Origin of the sequence: Herbiconiux aconitum (assembly GCF_024979235.1) — a bacterium.
GTDB classification, from domain to species: domain Bacteria; phylum Actinomycetota; class Actinomycetes; order Actinomycetales; family Microbacteriaceae; genus Herbiconiux; species Herbiconiux aconitum.
On sequence record NZ_JANLCM010000001.1, the window covers coordinates 756,625 to 774,949 of the forward strand.

Genomic DNA, 18,325 nt, shown 5'->3' on the forward strand with positions numbered 1-18,325 from the left:
GAGTTTGCTCCGATTCGGCGCAACTGTGGAAAGCTTCGCGGTTCTCCGCAACTGTGGACTACCGTCGAATCGTGCCGCACCCCGGAGACCCCTTACAGCGACTCGGCTTCCTCACGATCGGCCTGTTCGACCCCGCTGATCCGGCGGCCGGCCACGAGAGCACGCTGCGCATCATCGAGCTCGGCGAAGAGCTCGGGTTCGACAGCGCGTGGCTCCGGCACCGCCACCTGCAGTACGGCATCTCCTCCCCCGTCGCGGTGCTCGCGGCCGCCACCCAGCGCACCAGCCGCATCGAGCTCGGCACCGCGGTCACTCCGGTCGGCGCCGAGAACCCCTTCCGCCTCGCCGAGGATCTCGCCACGGTCGACCTCCTCTCGCACGGCCGGATCACACCGGGGTTCTCGGCCGGCCCGCCGATGAACATCGATCGCTACAAAGACGCGATCTACCCGAACACCTTCGAGGAGGAGGACTTCGACTACGGGCGGCTCCTGCGTTTCCGCGACTTCGTGCGCGGCGACGTCGTGAGCAGCTTCGCCGGAACGCAGGGCGGCGAGGTCTTCGCCGACACGGTCCAGCCGCACTCCGCCGGCCTGGTCGACCGCCTCTGGTACGGCGGTGGCAGCACGCGCTCGGCCGAGTGGGCGGCCCAGAACGGCTTCCACTTCCTCACCTCGAGCGTGGTGCAGGGCGAGCTCGGCAACGACTTCGCCGAGAACCAGCAGCACCAGGTGCTGGCGTATCGGGCCGCGCATCCGGATGGCGCCCGCGCGCGTGTCTCGCAGGGACTCGTCGTCATCCCCACCGACTCCGCCACGGCCGAGCAGCGCGCGAAGTACGCCGCCTATGTCGCCGGCAGATCCGGCCGGGTCGGCGTGCCCGTCGGACCCAGGCGGATGCTCTTCGCCGCCGACCTGATCGGCACCTCCGCCGAGATCGCCGACGCCCTCTACGCCGATCCCGCCTTCCGCGAGATCCACGAGGTGGCGTTCGCGCTCCCCTTCTCCTTCGAGCACGACGACTACGTGCAGATCCTGCACGACCTGGCCGAGCGACTGGGCCCGGCCCTGGGGTGGTATCCAGGCCGGTAGAATCGAGGGGATTCCCACCCCGCATCCCACCCCCGCAACTCAAGGAGTCCTGGCCGCGTGAGCAATGCCGATACCGTCGAGAACGCCACTGCGACCCCCGATCGGGAACAGCCCTACGAGGCACTCGGCCTGAAGGCCGACGAGTACGCGAAGATCCGCGAGATCCTGGGCCGTCGCCCCACGTCGGGCGAGCTGGCGATGTACTCGGTGATGTGGAGCGAGCACTGCTCCTACAAATCGTCGAAGATCTATCTGCGCCAGTTCGGCCAGAAGGTCAGCCCGGCCATGAAGAAGAACCTCATGGTGGGCATGGGCGAGAACGCGGGCGTCGTGGATGTCGGCGAGGGCTGGGCGGTGACCTTCAAGGTCGAGTCGCACAACCACCCCTCCTACATCGAGCCCTTCCAAGGTGCAGCGACCGGCGTGGGCGGCATCGTGCGCGACATCATCTCGATGGGCGCCCGCCCGGTGGCCGTGATGGACCAGCTGCGCTTCGGCGACATCAACGAGGCCGACACGGCGCGCGTGGTGCACGGCGTCACCAGCGGCATCTCGTTCTACGGCAACTGCTTGGGCCTTCCGAACATCGGCGGCGAGACCTACTTCGACAAGGTCTACCAGGGCAACCCGCTCGTCAACGCCCTGAGCGTGGGGGTGCTTCGGCACGAAGACCTGCACCTCGCCAACGCGCGCGGCGTGGGCAACAAGGTCGTTCTCTTCGGGGCGCGCACCGGCGGCGACGGCATCGGCGGAGCATCCATCCTCGCGTCCGACACCTTCTCGGCCGGCGGCCCCACCAAGCGCCCGGCGGTGCAGGTGGGCGACCCCTTCGCCGAGAAGGTGCTCATCGAGTGCTGCCTCGAGCTGTTCGCGGGCGATCTGGTGGAGGGCATCCAAGACCTCGGCGCAGCCGGCATCTCGTGCGCCACCTCGGAGCTCGCCTCCAACGGCGACGGCGGAATGTTCATCGAACTCGATCGCGTTCTGCTCCGCGACCCCACGCTCACCGCCGAGGAGATCCTCATGTCGGAGAGCCAGGAGCGCATGATGGCGATCGTCACGCCCGACAAGCTCGAGGGATTCCTCGCCGTCACGGCGAAGTGGGATGTCGAGACCAGCGTTCTCGGCGAAGTGACCGACACCGGCCGCCTCGTCATCAACTGGCACGGCGAAGAGATCGTGAACGTGGAGCCGCGCACCGTCGCGGTCGACGGTCCGGTCTACGAGCGCCCCGTGGCCTACCCGACCTGGATCGACGCACTGCAGGCCGATTCGGCGGTGCGACTGCCGCGCGCGACCTCCGGTTCAGATCTTCGCGACGAGTTCTTGCGCGTGGTCGGCTCGCCGAACATGGCGTCGAAAGACTGGATCACCAACCAGTACGACCGCTACGTGCTCGGCAACACGGCCCTCTCCTTCCCCGACGACGGCGGAATGGTGCGGGTCGACGAGGTCTCCGGCCTCGGCTTCGCGCTCGCCTCCGACGCGAACGGCCGCTACTGCCAGCTCGACCCCTACCGCGGCGCCCAGCTCGCGCTGGCCGAGGCCTACCGCAACGTGTCGGTCACCGGCGCCACGCCGGTCGCCGTCTCGGACTGCCTGAACTTCGGCTCCCCCGAGAACCCCGAGGTCATGTGGCAGTTCTCGCAAGCCGTCGAGGGCCTGGCCGACGGATGCCTCGAACTCGAGATCCCGGTCACCGGCGGCAACGTCTCCTTCTACAACCAGACCGGGTCGCAGCCGATCCACCCCACCCCGGTGGTGGCGGTGCTCGGCGTGATCGACGACGTGGCGCGGCGCATCCCGTCGGGCTGGCAAGACGAAGGGTCGAACCTCTACCTCCTCGGCGTCACGCGCGCAGAGCTCGACGGATCGGCCTGGGCCGGCGTCGTGCACGACCACCTGGGCGGTCGCCCGCCGATCGTGTCGCTCGCCGCCGAAGAGCAGCTCTCGGGCCTGCTCCGCGCCGGCGCTCTCGAAGCACTCATCGACTCGGCCCACGACCTCTCCGACGGCGGCCTCGCGCAGACTCTTGCCGAGTCGGTGCTGCGGTTCGGCATCGGGGCGCGGGTGTGGCTCGACGAGATCATCGAGCGCGACGGGGTGTCGGCATCCGATGCCCTGTTCAGCGAGTCGACGGCTCGCGTGCTGGTGGCGGTTCCGCGCGAAGACGACGTGAAGTTCAAGGGCCTGTGCGAGGGTCGCGGCGTTCCGGTGCTGCGCATCGGCGTGACGGATGCGCAGTCGGGCTCGCTCGAGGTGCAGGGCCTCTTCGAGGTGCCGCTCGCCGAGCTCGGTGGCACGCACCGTGCGGCGCTGCCGGCCGCCTTCGGGCCCGTCGTCGGCGGCTGACGCCCCACCCGCCACCCCACGCCGTCCCCACCCCCACCCCGTCCCGGAAACGACGGAGTCTTGCGCCGGATTCGGCCTGAGCCTCCGTCGTTTCCGTTCTGCGGCGCGAAACTCCGTCGTTTCGGAGCCCCGGGCCGGGTGCGAGGGGGTGCGGCAGGGGGGGTGAGGCTACTCGGAGTCGGCGGCGATGCGCTCGTGGTGGTGGATGACCTCCGCCACGATGAAGTTCAAGAACTTCTCCGCGAACGCCGGGTCGAGGTGCGACTCCTCCGCCAGCGCGCGCAACCGTTTGATCTGACGCGCCTCGCGATCGAGGTCGGCCGGCGGAAGGCCGTGCTCGGCTTTCAGGCGACCCACCGTCTGCGTGAACTTGAAGCGCTCGGCCAGCATGTGGATGAGAGCAGCGTCGATGTTGTCGATCGATTGACGGATGCTCGTCAGCCGCGCATAGACATCCGCCGAGTTGTCGAAACCACCCGTGGGCACCGTTGAATCCGCGTTCACCATGCCTCAACCCTAGCCAGCCTCGCTGACTCCGTTCTGCGCGTTACGCCGACGCGGCAGCCGGAGTCGACCCTGCGCGAGCAGGATGCCGAGGAACACCAGCGCTGCGCCCAGCGGGGCGTTCCAGCTCAGGGTCTCGCCGAGCAGGATGATGCCGAGGGCAACGCCCACGACGGGGGTGAGGTAGGTGACCGTCGACGTCGCCGTGGGCCCCCACGCGTTCAGCACGTTCATGTACCAGTAGTAGGCCACCCCGGTGCCCGCGATGCCGAGGGCCAGCAGGCTCAGCACGATCGGCAGGTCGAGACCGATCGGCCCGACCGCCACGAAGGGGGTGAGCACCAGCAGGATGAGCGCCCCCATGCCCACCTGCAGGAAGGCCGCGGTGACCCCCGTCACCGGGTGGCGGTTCGTGATGAAACGACGGATGTAGCCGAAGGTGAAGCCGTAGCAGACGGCCGAGCCGAGGCAGGCGAGTTGGCCGGCGAGCTCGAGTGCGAGGTCGCCGCCGGCCGCTTCGTTGGCCACGAACGACCACGGCCCGATGATGACGACGACGCCCACGATTCCCGCGAGCACGCCCAGCACCCGTGAGCGGTCGAGTTTCTCGACGCTGAAGGCGAGCGTCACCATGAGTGCTGTGGTGATGGGAGTGACGGCGTTGTAGATGCTGGCCAGCCCCGAGGTGACGTACTGTTCGGCCCAGGCGAAGAGGAGGAACGGAACGGCGCAGCCGAAGGCGCCGATCACCACGAAGTGGAGATAGACCGCCGGGTTGCGCGGCATCTTCGTGCGCATCACGAGCAGCAGGATCGCAAGGGTCAGGGCGCCGAGCATCAACCTGGTCCACGCCACCTGGCCGAACGAGACGCCGCCGAGCGCCACCTTCATGAACAAGAAGCTCGACCCCCAGATGAGGCCGAGCGCCGAGAACTGCAGGGCGACGAAGAGTCGGCCGCGGCTGGCGCGGGTCTGAACGGGGTGGAGCTGAGTCACTCCGCGACCCTATCGCGGGGGTACGACATCGCGAACCGGCCCGAGGCGCCCGACCGCCGGTCTGGCAGTCGGGCGCCTCGAATTGGCAGGATCGGGCGCTACTCCACCACGTTGACCGCGACCTCGATGTTGCCGCGGGTCGCGTTCGAGTAGGGGCACAGCTCGTGGGCCCGGTCGGCCAGCTGCCGCGACTGCTCGGGAGTGACGTTGGGCACGTAGACGTCGAGTTCGACGGCGAGGCCGAAGGCACCGGTCTCGTTCTTGCCGATCGACACGCTCGCCGAGACGGCGGCATCCGTGGTGTCGAGCTTGAACTCGCGGCCGGCCGCGTGCACGGCGCTGAGGAAGCAGGCGGAATAGCCGGCGGCGAAGAGCTGCTCGGGGTTGGTTCCCTCTCCCGAGCCTCCCATCTCCTTCGGCGGGCGGGTGTCGAAATCGAGTCGGTCGTCTTCGCTCCGGACGTGTCCGTCCCGTCCGCCACCGGATGCGTGCGCGATTGCAGTGTAGAGAGGTTCCATACGGCCTAGTCCACCATCAATCGAACGGCTCGGCCAAAAGGCGGATGCGTGTTCTCGGCCCTCACTCAGAAGGTTCGTCAGGAGTTCGCGAATTCCACAGGAACGCCTCCGCCTTGGTTGTCCACACGTTCACGCAATGCGGCCCGCACCGCCGGCCATTCGTCGATGATGATCGAGAACACGGCGGAGTCCCTCCAGGTGCCGTCGGCGCGCGGAAGATCGCGCCGCATGATGCCTTCGAAGGTCGCGCCGAGTTTCGCGATCGCGGCGCGCGAGCGTGTGTTCAGAACGTCGGCCTGGATCTTGACGCGGCCGAAGCCGTTGTCGAAGGCCAGACCGAGAAGGAGGAGTTTTGCTTCAGGGTTCACGACCGTGCCCCATACCCGGGGGTCGTAGGCGGTCCAGCCGATGTGCGCGGATTCGAGGGCCGGATCGATGTCGCCGAGCGTGGTGGTTCCCACCAGGGTGCCGTCGTTGCGGCCACCGACCAGGCGGATGGCGTAGGCGTTGCCGCCCTGCCACTGGTAGTAGCCCCGTGCCCATTCCGCGAACTCGTCCGCGGTCGCGCGGTAGCCCGCCGGGCCGCCGCCATAGCCTCCGGCGAAGACCTCCGGGTGGCCGATCGCCCCGTGCAGCTCCGGGAGGAGTTCGGGTGTGAGCGGTTCGAGACGAATGTAGCGACCCTGCAGGATGCCGGGTTCGGGGCGTGTTGCTGGCATGCGTCCAGTCTGGCATCCGATGCCGGGCGAATCGGGGCGCCCCGGGTGCGGCGCGCGCGCCGAGATCGGGCCCGCCGGGCGCATCCGGTCGGTCGGGAGCTGTGCCACGATGGTGCCATGGGCAGTGCCGCCATGTTCTTCCAATCCGCCTCCGCATTCCACGACCTCGTCACGCGCATCGACGACAGTCAGTGGGAGTCCGTCGCGCTCGGGGAATGGACGTTGCGTTCCCTCGTCGGGCACACCACACGGGCCATCCTGACCGTCGAGAGCTACCTGCTGCTCGACGACCCGGGGTATCCGAACGTGCAGAACGCCGAGTCGTACTACGCGCGGGTCTACCGCGACCTGACCGATCCGGCTGCCGTGGCCGCCCGAGGAGTGGAAGCGGGCATCTGGCTCGGCGCCGATCCGGCGCATGCGATCTCGGATGCCCTCAGTCGCGCCATGACGCTGGTGGACTCGGCCCCGCCGGAGCGGATCGTGTCGATCGGCGGCCTCGGCATCGCACTGCCGGAGTACCTCCGCACGCGGGTGTTCGAGCTCGTGGTGCATTCGATGGACATCTCCCGCGCGACCGGACAGCCGCACGGGCAGTCGCCCGATGCGATCTCGGCGACGCTCCACCTCGCTGCCGGCGTCGCAGCCGCGCGTGGAGACGGTGAGATCCTGCTGTTCAGTCTCACCGGCCGCGCGACGTTGCCCGAGGGCTACTCCGTCGTCTGACCCCACCTAGGCGACGGCGACATCCTGGAGGTCGAGGGTGATCGGAACCCACGAGAGGTCGGGGGTGCGGTCGTCGTTGCGGATGTGGATGTGCCGCTTCGTCGGCACCTGGAGCCCGCCGAGCTCGATCGACTCACGGATGTAATGCGCCGTAGGTGAGCCTCCGTTGACGACCGGGGCGTAGTCCATCCGGCGGAATCGGAGCTGCTCGTCGTAGTAGTAGAGCTGAGTGGCGTTGTGCGTGTCGATGGTGTCGGGGAAGGTCACGCTGAGCACGCGCCAGGTGGCGTCGCCCTCGTTCCACGACTCGATCTCGTGCGCTTCGACGCCGGGCATCGTGAAGATGAGCGGTTCGACCAGGTAGTGCCAGGTGGCGTAGGCGCGAAAGTAGGCCATCTGCGCCTGCGTCCACGGCGCGTTGCTGTCGTAGCCGTCGAACGTGGCGCGCGGATGGTCGAGCGAGTCGATGACGGCGCCCTCGGCGGTCGAGACGGTGACGGTGTCGGCGTTCTTGTCGTAGACCATGACGACGCCGCTGCCCTCCTGCGTGAACCGGATCCACTCCTCGTGAACCCGTGCCTCCACCTGCGCGTGCCCGGCGAACTCCGGCTGGCCCTTGAACTCCCAGAACGGACCGCCGTATTCGATCCGGGCCGTGATCGTCGACGCCGTCTCCCAGCGGGCGATTCCGCCGTTCGCGTCGAGAACGGCCTGCAGCAATGCATCCATTAGTACTCCTTGTTTAGGACTGATTGATTGTACTTAGCAACCAAGCCTCCTACGGCTCGTACAATTCCCCTATGGCCGAAAGAAGTTACGACGACGCGTGCGGCGCCGCCCTGGCGATGGACGCCGTCGGCGAGCGCTGGGCGCTGCTCGTGGTGCGCGAACTGATCTTCGGACCCAAGCGTTTCGGCGATCTGCGGACCGGTCTCGCCCACGCCAGCCCGAACGTTCTGAGCCAGCGGTTGAAAGAACTCGAGGCCGATGGAATCGTGCGACGCACCGAACTCGGCCCTCCGACGAGCACCCACGTCTACGAGCTGACCGATCGCGGCCGGGAACTCCGGCCGGTACTGATCGCACTGTCACGCTGGGGCGCCGGCGTTCCGACGAAGCCGGGCACCGAGATGAGCGCCGACGCCGTCATGCTCCTGCTGGAAGCGCTCTACGCACCACCGACCGGGTCGACGCTGCGGGCGAGCATCGGCATCCGTCTGCCCGGCGACGAGTTCGCCCTGGCGGTGACTCCCGCAGGCGTGACGGTGCGGAGAGGCCGCGCGGAGCATCCCGATGCGACCATCGCGGTGACCGTCGCGCAGCTGCGCGCCCTCGTATTCGGCAGTATCTCCGTCGCGACGGCCGTCGAGCTCGGCAGAGTCGAGGCGGAGGGCGACCTCGACCTGGCGACCCGGTTCTTCAGTGCCTACCCGAATGCGGCGACCGAGGCGTCCTGACCCAGGACCGGAGGTCCGCGGGGCAGCGCGCCGCGATCACCGTCAGGAGGTCGAGGAGGTCTCGCTCATCAGGCGGCGCCGCCGTTGGTGTAGATGACCTGCCCGTTCACCCAGCGGGCGGGCCCGGCCAGGAACGACACCGTCTCGGCGATGTCGTCGGGCGTGCCGAGCCGCTCCAGCGGCGCGGCATTCGCCAGGCGCTCGATGGTCGCCTCGTCTTTGCCCTCGAGAAAGAGCGGGGTCGCGGTGGGGCCAGGGCCCACGACGTTGACCGTCACGTCTTTGCCGCGCAACTCCCGCGCCAGCACCAGGGTCATCGCCTCGACGGCGCCCTTGCTGGCCACGTAGGCCGCGTAGTTCGGGAACTGCAGCCGCATCACGGAGCTCGAGAAATTGATGATCGCGCCACCGGGGCGCACCCGGCGGGCCGCCTGCTGCGACACCACGAAGGTTCCCCGGATGTTGACCCGGTGCATCCGGTCGAGGTCGTCGAGGTCGAAGGTGGCGACGGGGCCGAGCAGCATGATGCCGGCTGTGTTCACCACGACGTCGATGCCGCCGAACGCTGCCTCGACCGCGTCGAACGCGGCCGACATGTCAGGCTCTTCGGCGACGTCGCCGCCCACCGCGATGGCCCGGCCGCCGGCCGCTTCGATCGCGGCCACGGTCTCCTCGGCACGGTTCCGGTTGCCGGAGTAGTGCACGCCGACCGCCATGCCGTCGGCGGCCAGACGCTCGGCCACGGCGCGGCCGATGCCGCCCGACGCGCCGGTCACGAGCGCCACCCGGGCAGCGGGCGAGGCGGGTACGGCGGGCATGGAGGGGTTTTCGGTGTCGGTCATGGTGTTTCCTTCCGGGTCGTTCACTTCTGGGTGGAGTGGGCTTCGGCGGCCGGCACGCGGGCCAGCCATTCGCCGAGCAGCCCCGCCTCCGCAGGGCTGAAGGTTGCGGGCACGAGCTCGCCGAGCCCGGAGGTGAGAGTGTTCGCGGCCGCGGTGCGGGCATCCGAAGCGTGGTCGACCGCGTCGACGTCGCGCAGGATGGCGCGGTGCGTCGCGTCACGCACCAGGGCGGAGAGCCCGGCATCCGGATAGAGCGAGGGCTGAAGCACGAGCGCCAGGGCGACCCCGGTGTTGGCGGCCATCACCATCTGCGCCGCCGTCGTCGAGACGACCCGGAGCCGGCCGTCGGCCGCCAGGCGGTCGAGCACCTCGCGGAGCAACCGCATCGCCTCGTCGGCCGATTCGGGCCGCGTCGTGAGCGTGGTGGCGAACAGCAGTCGATAGGCGTTCGGATGTGCGAGGGCGAAAGCGGTGTGACTGTCCCATCCGGCCCTGAGATCGTCGAGAGGATCGGCCGAGCGTTCCGCAGCGCGCTTCATTGCGAGGTACTGCTCCCAGACGTGATCGACCGTGGCGGCGAGCAAACCGTCCTTGTCGCCGAACAGGCGATAGAGCGCCGGCTGCTGCACGCCCGCGGCCTCGCAGACCGCACGGGTGGAGACGTCGCCGGTGGGCGATTGGGCCAGCAGGGCGGCGGTCACCTCGATGATCCGCGATCGCGTACTCATGTGATCAACGATAACACCGAGGTGTTACTGTTGCAACCATAAACGGCGTATCGCCGATACGCCTCGCGCTAGACCGCCGGCGCGCGGGCGGGGAGCTGCGCGGGGTCGCGGAGCACCCGAGAGAGGGCCAGCTGCGCCGCGCCGACGACGAGAAGGTCGTCGCCGAGGCCGGCGCGAGTGATGCGGAGACCCGCACCCTGGCCCGCGCGCCGCATCACCGAACGGCCGAGTTCCGTCCGCAGCCGATCTGGAGCGAGGTCGTGCATCGCCGCGAGATAGCCGCCGAGCACCACGAGTTGCGGATCGACGAGGTTCACCACGGTGCGCACAGCCACGGCCAGGTGATCGAGTCCTCGGTGCACGACGGCCCGTGCCACGGGATCGCCGCGACGCGAACCCAGCACCGTGGCCAGGTCGGCGCCTGCCGTCGCGCCGAGCGCCTCGAGCAGAGCCTCCTCCGAGAGCTCGGTGTCGAGGCAACCGCGGCTGCCGCAGGGGCAGAGTGCGCCGCCGGGGGTGACGAGGAGGTGCCCGACAGCGCCGGCGCTGCCGTTCGCACCCGTCAGCAGGGTGCCGCCCCCGATCACCGCGGCGGTCACCCCCGCCGGTCCGCCGGTGACGAAGACCAGATCGTCCATCCCCCGCGCGGCGCCGAAGGTGCTCTCGGCGAGTGCACCCACCACGGCGTCGCCCGCGGCGAAGACCGGGAGTCCGAGCGCTCGCTCGAGACGTTCGGCGAGAGGCGCCGCCTGCCAATCGACGTCGGGCGCGGCATCGGGCACGCCGGCAACGGAATGCCTCGGGCCGGGCACGGCGAGCCCGACGCCGACCGTCGAATACGACCTGTCGAGCTCCGTCCGCATCCCGGCGACGACGGCCGTCACGATGTTCACCACTTCCTCGGGCCGCGGCACCCGCACCGTGCCACACCGGATGCGCTTGATCACGTGTCCGCCGAGGTCGACCAACCCGATGGTCACGGCATCCGGAGTGGCATGCACCGAGAGAGCCACCGTGCGGCGCTCCGGCTCGATCAGGAGGCTGGGCCGCCCCACGTGATGGGCGGCGTCTTCCGATTCGCGCACGAGCCGGAGCTCCACCAACTCCCCCACCAGCGCGCCGACGGTCGAGCGGTTCAGACCGGTCTCCCGAGTGATCTCCGCCCGGGTCACCACCCCGCGGCTGTGCACCAGGGTGAGCACAGCCGAGAGGTTCGTGCGCCGCAGCTCACTCCCCGTCTTCTCAGCCATGCTCGCCGCCCTGGATGCGATTCGCGCGGGGAGCGGTTAGCTCCGAGCCCCGGTGAGGTGCTCGATCGCGAGCTGCTGCAGGTGCACGAAGCCGAAGCCCTTGCCGTTGAAGTAGGCCTCGGCGTCGAACTCCTCGTAGGCCGAACGGTCGGCGAGCAGCTCGTCGTAACCCTCGCCCGAACCGAGCGTGGGCACCGAGAGCTCCGGCACGCGCGAGGCGGTGAGAGCCGCCTGCACCTCAGGGTCGGCGCGGAACGCCGCCGCACGCTCCTTGAGCAGCAGGTAGGTGCGCATGTTGGCGGCCGCGGAGTCCCAGACACCTTCAGGGCCCTCGGTGCGCGACGGCTTGTAGTCGAAGTGACGGGGGCCGTCGTAGGCCGGTCCGCCGTTGAGGCCGCCGTTCTCCAGCAGGTCGACGAGGGAGAAGGCGTTCTGCAGGTCGCCGTGACCGAACACGAGGTCCTGGTCGTACTTGATGCCGCGCTGACCGTTGAGGTCGATGTGGAAGAGCTTGCCCTGGTAGAGCGCCTGTGCGATGCCCGCGGTGAAGTTCAGGCCCGCCATCTGCTCGTGCCCGACCTCGGGGTTCACGCCCACGAGTTCCGGGCGCTCGAGCGTCTCGATGAAGGCCAGGGCGTGCCCGACCGTGGGCAGCAGGATGTCGCCGCGCGGCTCGTTCGGCTTCGGCTCGATGGCGAACCGGATGTCGTAGCCCTTGTCGGTGACGTACTGGCCGAGCAGGTTCACGGCCTCGCGGTAACGCTCGAGAGCGGCCCGGATGTCTTTGGCCGCGTCGTACTCCGCACCCTCACGGCCGCCCCACATCACGAAGGTGCTGGCGCCGAGCTCGGCGGCGAGATCGATGTTGCGCAGCACCTTCCGCAGGGCGAAGCGGCGCACAGCGCGGTCGTTCGAGGTGAACCCGCCGTCTTTGAAGACGGGGGCCGAGAAGAGGTTCGTGGTGACCATCGGCACCACGATGCCGGTGTCGGCGAGCACCTGCTTCAGGCGGTCGATCTGGGTCTGGCGCTCCGCATCCGTCGAGCCGAAGGCGAAGAGATCGTCGTCGTGGAAGGTGAGGCCGTAGGCGCCGAGCTCGGAGAGCTTCTCCACGCCCTCCACCACGTCGAGGGGCGCGCGGGTGGGCCCGCCGAAGGGGTCGGTGCCGTTGTACCCGATGGTCCACAGACCGAACGAGAACTTGTCTTCACGAGTGGGGGTCAGGGACATGAGTGTGCTCCAGTGCAGATTCAGTACTAAAAGTGGTTGACAACAACATATTCAAATCGGATCGCGAATGTCAAAGGCCGCAAGCAGACAGGGCGACCGTGATAGTGCCGACACGCCGACCCTTCTCCATAAACCGCCTTCGACAACAAACTCACGGTGAGCTCTCAGCCCAGCGTCACGGAGACGGTCACGTAGGAGTGTGGCGGCACCTCGACACGAACGCCCGACCCGTAGGGCTGGTCGACGAGCTCCACCTCGTGATCGCGCACGGCCACCGCGTTCGGCTCCGCGGCGGTGTTGTGGGCTTGCAGGGAGTCGGCGGTCAGGATGCGCGCACTCTGCCCCGTCACCGTACGCCCGCGAAGATCGAGCAGCACCGAGAGCGGGCGCTCGGCGTCGAGGTTCGTGAGCGAGATCAGCGCCGAGTCGCCGGATGTCGAGGCCGACGCCGAGAGCAGGTCGAGCCGTTTCCCGTCGACGTCGCGATGCAGCTCCGGCGCATCCACATGCACCCGCAGCGCCGTCGCGTCGTGGTGGCCGACGTTCATCTGGAAGACGTGGTAGCTCGGGGTGAGCACGAGGGCCCCGCTGTTCGGATCGGTGAGGATCATGGCCTGCAGCACGTTCACCGTCTGCGCGATGTTCGCCATCACCAAGCGATCGGCGTGCGCGTGAAAAGCGTCGAAGTGCACGCTCGCCACCAGCGCGTCGCGCAGGGTGTTCTGCTGGTAGAGGAAGCCGGCGTTGGTGCCGGCCTCGACATTCCACCAGGTGCCCCACTCATCGAGCACGAGCCCGATCTTCTTCGCGGGGTCGTAGACGTCCATCACGGCGGCATGGCCCCGGATGAGTTCCTCGATGCGTCGGGCTTTCACCATCGTGGCGTAGTAGTCGTCGGTGCTGAAGCGGGTGGCGTCGCCCTTGTCCTCCCAGGGCCCGGGGATCGTGTAGTAGTGGAACGAGATGGCCTGGTAGATGTCTTTCGGGCCGTCGCCGCAGCCGATGCAGCTGATCGACTTCATCATCGTCTCGGTCCAGCGGTAGTCGTCATCCGCGGCGCCGGCGGCGATCCGGTAGAGGCGGTTGTCGCCGTGGTCGCGCAGGTAGGTGGCGTATTGGCGGGCGAGATCGGCATATGCCTCTGCGCGCATGTTTCCGCCGCACCCCCAGGCTTCGTTGCCGATGCCCCAGAAGGGAACCCGCCACGGCTCGTCGCGACCGTTCGCACGGCGGAGCAACGCCATCGGCGAATCGCCGCCTCGGGTGAGGTATTCGACCCATTCACTCATCTCGCGCACGGTGCCCGAACCCACGTTGCCGTTCACGTAGGGCTCGGCGCCGAGCATCTCGCAGAGTGCGAGGAACTCGTGGGTGCCGAAGCTGTTGTCCTCCACCACATCGCCCCAGTTGCTGTTGACCATCCGGGGCCGGTCTTCCCGAGGCCCGATCCCGTCACGCCAGTGGTACTCGTCGGCGAAGCATCCGCCCGGCCAACGCAAGTTGGGGATGCGGATGTCGCGCAGCGCGTCGACGACGTCGCGACGGATGCCGCCCTCGTTCGGCACCTCTGAATCGACCCCGACCCAGAAACCGCCGTAGATGCACCGGCCGAGATGTTCGGCGAAGTGGCCGTAGAGATGGCGGCTGATCGTCGCACCGGGGATGTCGAGATCGATCACGACGCGGGCGCTGACAGTGCGGGCGGTGGCCGTCGCGGTGCCGGTGCCTGTGTCGGTGTCGCTGTCGGTGCCCATCGTCGTCTCCTCGCGCGGGTTCAGGACAGCCACTGCGACGACGGCGTCAGCGGCACGAGCGGCGGGCGCTCGACCTGCGACTCCACCGTGATGCGCCGGCCCGACTGCGCGGAATCGAGGATCGCGGTCATCACCTCGAGCACGTGCAGGCCGAGGGCGCCGCTGGCCAGGGGCGCATCGCGGTCGCCCAGCGCGAAGTCGATGAGGCCCGCGCCGCGGCTTCCGTCGACGAACCCCGCGCTCGGGGGCAGCACGGTCCAGCTCTCGTCACCGATCCCGAACAGCCGCACCTCGCCGTCGAACATGTTCGGATCGGGCACCGAGAGCGATCCGCTCTCGCCATGGATCTCGATCGGATTCGCCTCGGTGCGCACGCCGTCGAAGCTCATCGTCACCGTCGAGAGGGCGCCGCTCGCGTGTTCCAGGATGCCGGTGACGTGCGTGTCGACGGTGACCGGGATCTCCTCGCCGACGCGCGGGCCGGTCGCGATCACCCGACGGGGTCGCAGCCGGCTGGAGGCGCCGGTGGCCGAGACCACCGGTCCGAGGATCTGCACCAGCGAGGTGATGTAGTAGGGCCCCATGTCGAGGAGGGGTCCGCCGCCCGGGGCGTAGTAGAAGTCGGGGTTCGGATGCCACGCCTCGTGACCCGGGGCGAACCAGGTCGCGGTGGCCGAGACCGGTCGGCCGATGGCTCCCGAGTCGACCGCGGCGCGAGCGGTCTGCGTGCCGGTGCCGAGGACGGTGTCGGGCGCGCTGCCGACGCGCACGCCGGCCGCGGTGGCCGCCGCGAGGATCGAGCGGCCGTCGGCGAGGGTCGTGGCGAGCGGTTTCTCGCCGTAGACGTCTTTGCCCTGCCCGATCGCGGCGAGCGCCACCTCGGCGTGCGCGGCGGGGATGGTGAGGTTGAGCACCGTGTCGACGTCGGGATGCCGCAGCATCTCGTCGACGCCGAGCGCGCTCGCTCCCGTGTTCTCGGCGGTCGCCCGTGCCCGCTCCGGGTCGAGGTCGGCGACAGCCACCAGCGTCAGCCGCGGATGCTTCACCAGTGTTTCCAGATAGGCGCGCGAGATGACCCCGAGCCCTACGATGCCTATGCCATGCGACTTGCCCACAGCATCCCCCTCTCGATGATGGTGCGGACGTTCTCGTTCTGCAGCACTCCCACGTCGTGCCCGGGGCTGGCCACGAAGATGCGCCCCTGGCCCCACTGCCTCGTCCAGACGGCCGGCGACACGATCGGGCGGTGCCACGGATGCCAGGGCCGCACCGGATGCGTGGTGGTGGCGAGCACGTCGATCAGGTCGTCGTGCAGCACCCAGTACTGCTCGGTCTCCAGCTCGAAGTCGTCGATTCCCGCGGTGATCGGATGCTCGCGCCCGGCCGGGGTGAGCTCGATCGTGTGCGCCAGGAAGTTGTCGCTCGCCTCGCCGACGCGTTCGTCGGGCGCCTTGCCGGGGTGGGTGGCGAACTGACCGCCGACGAGCTGCAGGTAGTCGGACTCGTTCCGGAACGAGTCGGCGATCCCACCGTGCCAGCCGGCCAGCCCGACACCGCCGGCGACCGCCTCGCGGAGTCCGGCGAGCGCGCCGGCGGTGATCTGCGACATCGTGACGCTCTGCACGATGAGGTCGAGCCCCGCCATGATCGAGGCGTCGGCGTAGACCTCGGGCGACTCCTCGATGCGCACCGTGAAGCCTTCGCGCTCGAGGAAGGGGACGAACAGCGACGTCGCTTCGACGGGCTGATGTCCCTCCCAGCCGCCGCGCACCACGAGTGCAGCCCGCGTCATCCGAGCACCCCCGCCGGCTGCGGTGACCCCTCGGGAGCAAGCGCTCCCTCGATGGCGACCCGGCTCATCCGCTCGTCGGAGAGGGTGACGGTATGCACCGGACCGAGAATCTCGATGCTCGCGGAGGTGTCGCGTTCGGCCACCGACGGCCCGACCCACAGCTCGACCTCGCCGGGCTCGACGATGCGCTCGTACTCCAGACCTGTGAAGGCGAGTCGGGTGGTGGGGATGTCGAAGTGCACGACCACCTCCGCGCCCGCCGGCAGCGAGACTCGCTGGTAGGCGAGAAGCTGGGCGACCGGGCGCGTGACGCTCGCCTGCAGGTCGCGGGCGTAGAGCTGCACGAGATCGGTGGCATCGCGCTCGCCGCTGTTCCGGATGCGCACCGTTGCGCTGAACGTGCCCCCCGCGACCACCGAGGAATCGGCCACGAGTTCGGTGCGCTCGAAGGTGGTGTAGCTCAGGCCGTGCCCGAACGGCAGCACCGGTGTGCTGTCGGCGCTCGTCACCTCGGAGGGGCCGCCGAGGATCGGGTGCAGGTAGGAGTAGGGCTGGGCGCCGGCCGAGCGCGGCAGCGAGACCGGGAGATGACCCGAGGGCACCACGCTGCCGGTCAGCACTCCGGCGAGGGCGTTGCCGCCCTCCTCACCCGGGAAGAAGGCCTGAAGCACGGCTGCCGGGCGGTTCGGCCCGGTCACCGCCCAGTCGATCGCGTAGGGGCGGCCGGAGCAGACGATGAGCACCACCGGTGTGCCGGTCGCGATCACGGCCTCGACGAGCTCGCGCTGCACGCCGGGCAGCTCGAGGCTCTCGACGTCGTTGCCCTCGCCGACCGTGCCGCGCCCGAAGAGGCCTGCCCGGTCGCCGACGACGAGCACGGCGACCTCGGCGTGCTTGGCGGCATCCACCGCCGCCGCGAAGTGCGAACGGTCGTCGCCCTCTGCCGCGGCACCCTCCGCGGAGTGGATGGCGGTCTGCGGCAACTGGGCTCGCAGGGCGTCGAGAACGGTGGGGATGTCGAAGCCGATCGGCACGCCCGGATGGTGCGCGAGCACATGGTTCACGAAGGAGTAGCAGCCCATCAGTGCCTCGGCGGAGTCGGCGTTCGGTCCGATGACGGCGACGGATGCGGGCGCCGGCCGATCGCCCGACGCGAGCGGCAGCACCCCGTCGTTGGTCAGCAGCACGATCGACTCCTCGGCGAGCCGGCGCGCGACGGCGCGGTGCGCGGGCGAGTCGAGGTCGATCTCGGTGGGGGCGTCGTCGAAGCTCGCATCCAGGAGCCCGAGCTCCTCTTTCTGCGCCAGCACGCGCAGCACGGCCCGGTCGACGAGCGCCTCGTCGGCCTTGCCGGAGCGGATGCGGTCGGCCAGCGGCTGCAGAAAGGCGTCGCCGGTCGGCAGCTCGACGTCGATTCCCGCCGCCAGGGCGAGTTCGGCCGCTTCGCCGCCATCCGCCGCCACAGCGTGCATCAGTTGCAGGAACGCCACCGCGAAGTAGTCGGAGACCACGACGCCGTCGAAGCCCCAGAGCTCGCGAAGGATGCCGGTGAGGTATTCGGGGGTCGCCGCCACGGGTGCGCCGTCGATCTCGGCGTAGGAGTTCATCACCGACCGCGCCCCGCCGTCGAGAACCGCCATCTCGAACGGTGGCAGCAGCACGTCGTTGAGTTCACGGCGACCCAGATGGGTGGGAGCGTGGTTGCGCCCCGCCTGCGAGGCGGAGTAGCCGATGAAGTGCTTCAGCGTGGCATGCACGCCGGCGCTCTGCAGCCCCCGCACGTAGGCGGTGCCGATGGTGCCCACCACGTAGGGGTCTTCGGAGATGCACTCGTCGACCCGGCCCCAGCGCGGATCGCGCACGACGTCGAGCACCGGGGCCAGGCCCTGGTGGATGCCGAGCTGCCGCATCGATTCGCCGATCAACCGGCCCATCTCGGCCACCAGCTCGGGGTCGAAAGCCGCGCCCCAGGCCAGAGGCGTCGGGAAGGTGGCGGCCTTCCAGGCGGCGAGACCGGTGAGGCATTCCTCGTGCACGAGGGCGGGGATGCCGAGGCGGGTCGATTCCTTCAGCCGTCGTTGCTCGGCCCAGAGCCAGCCGGCCCGTTCGACCGGATCGACCGGCCGGGTGCCGTACACCCGCGTGAGGTGCCCGATGCCATCCGTCGTCGCATCGGCATACCCGGTGGAGGTCGACATCTCCCCCGCCAGCGGCGCCACGACCTCACCGCCCTGATCGACCCAGTAGCCGACGATCTGCGCCAACTTCTCCTCGAGCGTCATGCGGCCATGAAGCCGATGAACCCGATCGGAGACGTCGGGGAAGTGCGGAACGGTCATGTGATTTCCACTTTCTGCGAAAGACTG

The 18,325-nt window shown here is 69.1% G+C and carries 17 protein-coding genes; 4 read left to right on the forward strand and 13 right to left on the reverse strand.

Annotated features, from left to right (window positions below):
• Positions 1–71 precede the first annotated feature (71 nt).
• A complete protein-coding gene (locus N1027_RS03450; protein ID WP_259505247.1) occupies positions 72–1,091 on the forward strand; it encodes an LLM class flavin-dependent oxidoreductase in 1,020 nt (339 codons plus the stop codon).
• A gap of 57 nt (positions 1,092–1,148) precedes the next feature.
• Positions 1,149–3,443: a phosphoribosylformylglycinamidine synthase subunit PurL gene (gene purL, locus N1027_RS03455; protein ID WP_259505249.1), complete on the forward strand. Its 2,295-nt coding sequence runs from the start codon at positions 1,149–1,151 to the stop codon at positions 3,441–3,443.
• Between the two features lie 168 nt (positions 3,444–3,611).
• On the opposite strand, the gene N1027_RS03460 is transcribed toward purL, so the two are convergent.
• The 4 genes from N1027_RS03460 to N1027_RS03475 form a co-directional block, all read right to left on the reverse strand.
• Positions 3,612–3,950 (reverse strand): chorismate mutase, encoded by a 339-nt coding sequence (locus tag N1027_RS03460; protein ID WP_259505250.1) that lies wholly within the window; start codon positions 3,948–3,950, stop codon positions 3,612–3,614.
• A gap of 9 nt (positions 3,951–3,959) precedes the next feature.
• A complete protein-coding gene (locus N1027_RS03465; protein WP_259505252.1) occupies positions 3,960–4,943 on the reverse strand; it encodes a DMT family transporter in 984 nt (327 codons plus the stop codon).
• Between the two features lie 98 nt (positions 4,944–5,041).
• Entirely contained in the window at positions 5,042–5,461 is a 420-nt protein-coding gene (locus N1027_RS03470) for an organic hydroperoxide resistance protein (protein WP_259505254.1), read from the reverse strand.
• A gap of 77 nt (positions 5,462–5,538) precedes the next feature.
• Complete coding sequence (locus N1027_RS03475) at positions 5,539–6,180, reverse strand: GNAT family N-acetyltransferase (protein WP_259505255.1); 642 nt, start codon at positions 6,178–6,180, stop codon at positions 5,539–5,541.
• Positions 6,181–6,297: 117 nt separating this feature from the next.
• Between N1027_RS03475 and N1027_RS03480 the strand changes: the two genes are divergently transcribed.
• On the forward strand, positions 6,298–6,906 hold the full coding sequence (locus N1027_RS03480; RefSeq protein ID WP_259505257.1) for a maleylpyruvate isomerase family mycothiol-dependent enzyme: 609 nt from the start codon (positions 6,298–6,300) through the stop codon (positions 6,904–6,906).
• A 6-nt stretch (positions 6,907–6,912) separates the two neighbouring features.
• Here the strand turns inward: N1027_RS03480 and N1027_RS03485 are convergent, their stop codons facing one another.
• The gene (locus tag N1027_RS03485; RefSeq protein ID WP_259505259.1) at positions 6,913–7,635 is read right to left on the reverse strand and encodes a hypothetical protein; all 723 of its coding nucleotides are present in this window, start codon (positions 7,633–7,635) and stop codon (positions 6,913–6,915) included.
• A 71-nt stretch (positions 7,636–7,706) separates the two neighbouring features.
• Here N1027_RS03485 and N1027_RS03490 point away from each other — a divergent pair, with 71 nt between their 5' ends.
• Complete coding sequence (locus N1027_RS03490) at positions 7,707–8,363, forward strand: winged helix-turn-helix transcriptional regulator (protein ID WP_259505262.1); 657 nt, start codon at positions 7,707–7,709, stop codon at positions 8,361–8,363.
• Between the two features lie 68 nt (positions 8,364–8,431).
• On the opposite strand, the gene N1027_RS03495 is transcribed toward N1027_RS03490, so the two are convergent.
• The 8 genes from N1027_RS03495 to N1027_RS03530 all read right to left on the reverse strand — a co-directional run bounded on the left by N1027_RS03495 (position 8,432) and on the right by N1027_RS03530 (position 18,298).
• Positions 8,432–9,205: an SDR family oxidoreductase gene (locus tag N1027_RS03495; protein WP_259505263.1), complete on the reverse strand. Its 774-nt coding sequence runs from the start codon at positions 9,203–9,205 to the stop codon at positions 8,432–8,434.
• 20 nt (positions 9,206–9,225) lie between these two features.
• Positions 9,226–9,933 carry a TetR/AcrR family transcriptional regulator gene (locus N1027_RS03500; RefSeq protein WP_259505266.1) on the reverse strand — a complete coding sequence of 236 codons (708 nt, stop codon included), beginning with the start codon at positions 9,931–9,933 and terminating at the stop codon, positions 9,226–9,228.
• Between the two features lie 68 nt (positions 9,934–10,001).
• Positions 10,002–11,183 (reverse strand): ROK family transcriptional regulator, encoded by a 1,182-nt coding sequence (locus N1027_RS03505; RefSeq protein ID WP_259505267.1) that lies wholly within the window; start codon positions 11,181–11,183, stop codon positions 10,002–10,004.
• Positions 11,184–11,219: 36 nt separating this feature from the next.
• A complete protein-coding gene (gene xylA, locus N1027_RS03510) occupies positions 11,220–12,413 on the reverse strand; it encodes a xylose isomerase (RefSeq protein WP_259505270.1) in 1,194 nt (397 codons plus the stop codon).
• Between the two features lie 164 nt (positions 12,414–12,577).
• Positions 12,578–14,167 carry an alpha-N-arabinofuranosidase gene (locus N1027_RS03515; protein ID WP_259505272.1) on the reverse strand — a complete coding sequence of 530 codons (1,590 nt, stop codon included), beginning with the start codon at positions 14,165–14,167 and terminating at the stop codon, positions 12,578–12,580.
• Between the two features lie 20 nt (positions 14,168–14,187).
• Entirely contained in the window at positions 14,188–15,282 is a 1,095-nt protein-coding gene (locus N1027_RS03520) for a Gfo/Idh/MocA family protein (RefSeq protein WP_259505274.1), read from the reverse strand.
• The gene (locus tag N1027_RS03525; protein ID WP_259505276.1) at positions 15,261–15,959 is read right to left on the reverse strand and encodes a ThuA domain-containing protein; all 699 of its coding nucleotides are present in this window, start codon (positions 15,957–15,959) and stop codon (positions 15,261–15,263) included. The genes N1027_RS03520 and N1027_RS03525 overlap by 22 nt, the downstream gene beginning before the upstream one ends.
• Entirely contained in the window at positions 15,956–18,298 is a 2,343-nt protein-coding gene (locus tag N1027_RS03530) for a beta-xylosidase/alpha-l-arabinosidase (protein ID WP_259505277.1), read from the reverse strand. The genes N1027_RS03525 and N1027_RS03530 overlap by 4 nt, the downstream gene beginning before the upstream one ends.
• Positions 18,299–18,325 lie beyond the last annotated feature (27 nt).

Bases quoted from the DNA above. Each gene is read 5' to 3' on its own strand.
- N1027_RS03505 (WP_259505267.1), bottom strand. From the start codon at position 11,183: ATGGCTGAGAAGACGGGGAGTGAGCTGCGGCGCACGAACCTCTCGGCT.
- N1027_RS03525 (WP_259505276.1), bottom strand. From the start codon at position 15,959: ATGACGCGGGCTGCACTCGTGGTGCGCGGCGGCTGGGAGGGACATCAG.
- N1027_RS03480 (WP_259505257.1), top strand. From the start codon at position 6,298: ATGGGCAGTGCCGCCATGTTCTTCCAATCCGCCTCCGCATTCCACGAC.
- N1027_RS03475 (WP_259505255.1), bottom strand. From the start codon at position 6,180: ATGCCAGCAACACGCCCCGAACCCGGCATCCTGCAGGGTCGCTACATT.
- N1027_RS03485 (WP_259505259.1), bottom strand. From the start codon at position 7,635: ATGGATGCATTGCTGCAGGCCGTTCTCGACGCGAACGGCGGAATCGCC.
- N1027_RS03490 (WP_259505262.1), top strand. From the start codon at position 7,707: ATGGCCGAAAGAAGTTACGACGACGCGTGCGGCGCCGCCCTGGCGATG.
- N1027_RS03495 (WP_259505263.1), bottom strand. From the start codon at position 9,205: ATGACCGACACCGAAAACCCCTCCATGCCCGCCGTACCCGCCTCGCCC.
- N1027_RS03530 (WP_259505277.1), bottom strand. From the start codon at position 18,298: ATGACCGTTCCGCACTTCCCCGACGTCTCCGATCGGGTTCATCGGCTT.
- N1027_RS03500 (WP_259505266.1), bottom strand. From the start codon at position 9,933: ATGAGTACGCGATCGCGGATCATCGAGGTGACCGCCGCCCTGCTGGCC.
- N1027_RS03470 (WP_259505254.1), bottom strand. From the start codon at position 5,461: ATGGAACCTCTCTACACTGCAATCGCGCACGCATCCGGTGGCGGACGG.
- N1027_RS03460 (WP_259505250.1), bottom strand. From the start codon at position 3,950: ATGGTGAACGCGGATTCAACGGTGCCCACGGGTGGTTTCGACAACTCG.
- xylA (WP_259505270.1), bottom strand. From the start codon at position 12,413: ATGTCCCTGACCCCCACTCGTGAAGACAAGTTCTCGTTCGGTCTGTGG.
- N1027_RS03515 (WP_259505272.1), bottom strand. From the start codon at position 14,167: ATGGGCACCGACAGCGACACCGACACAGGCACCGGCACCGCGACGGCC.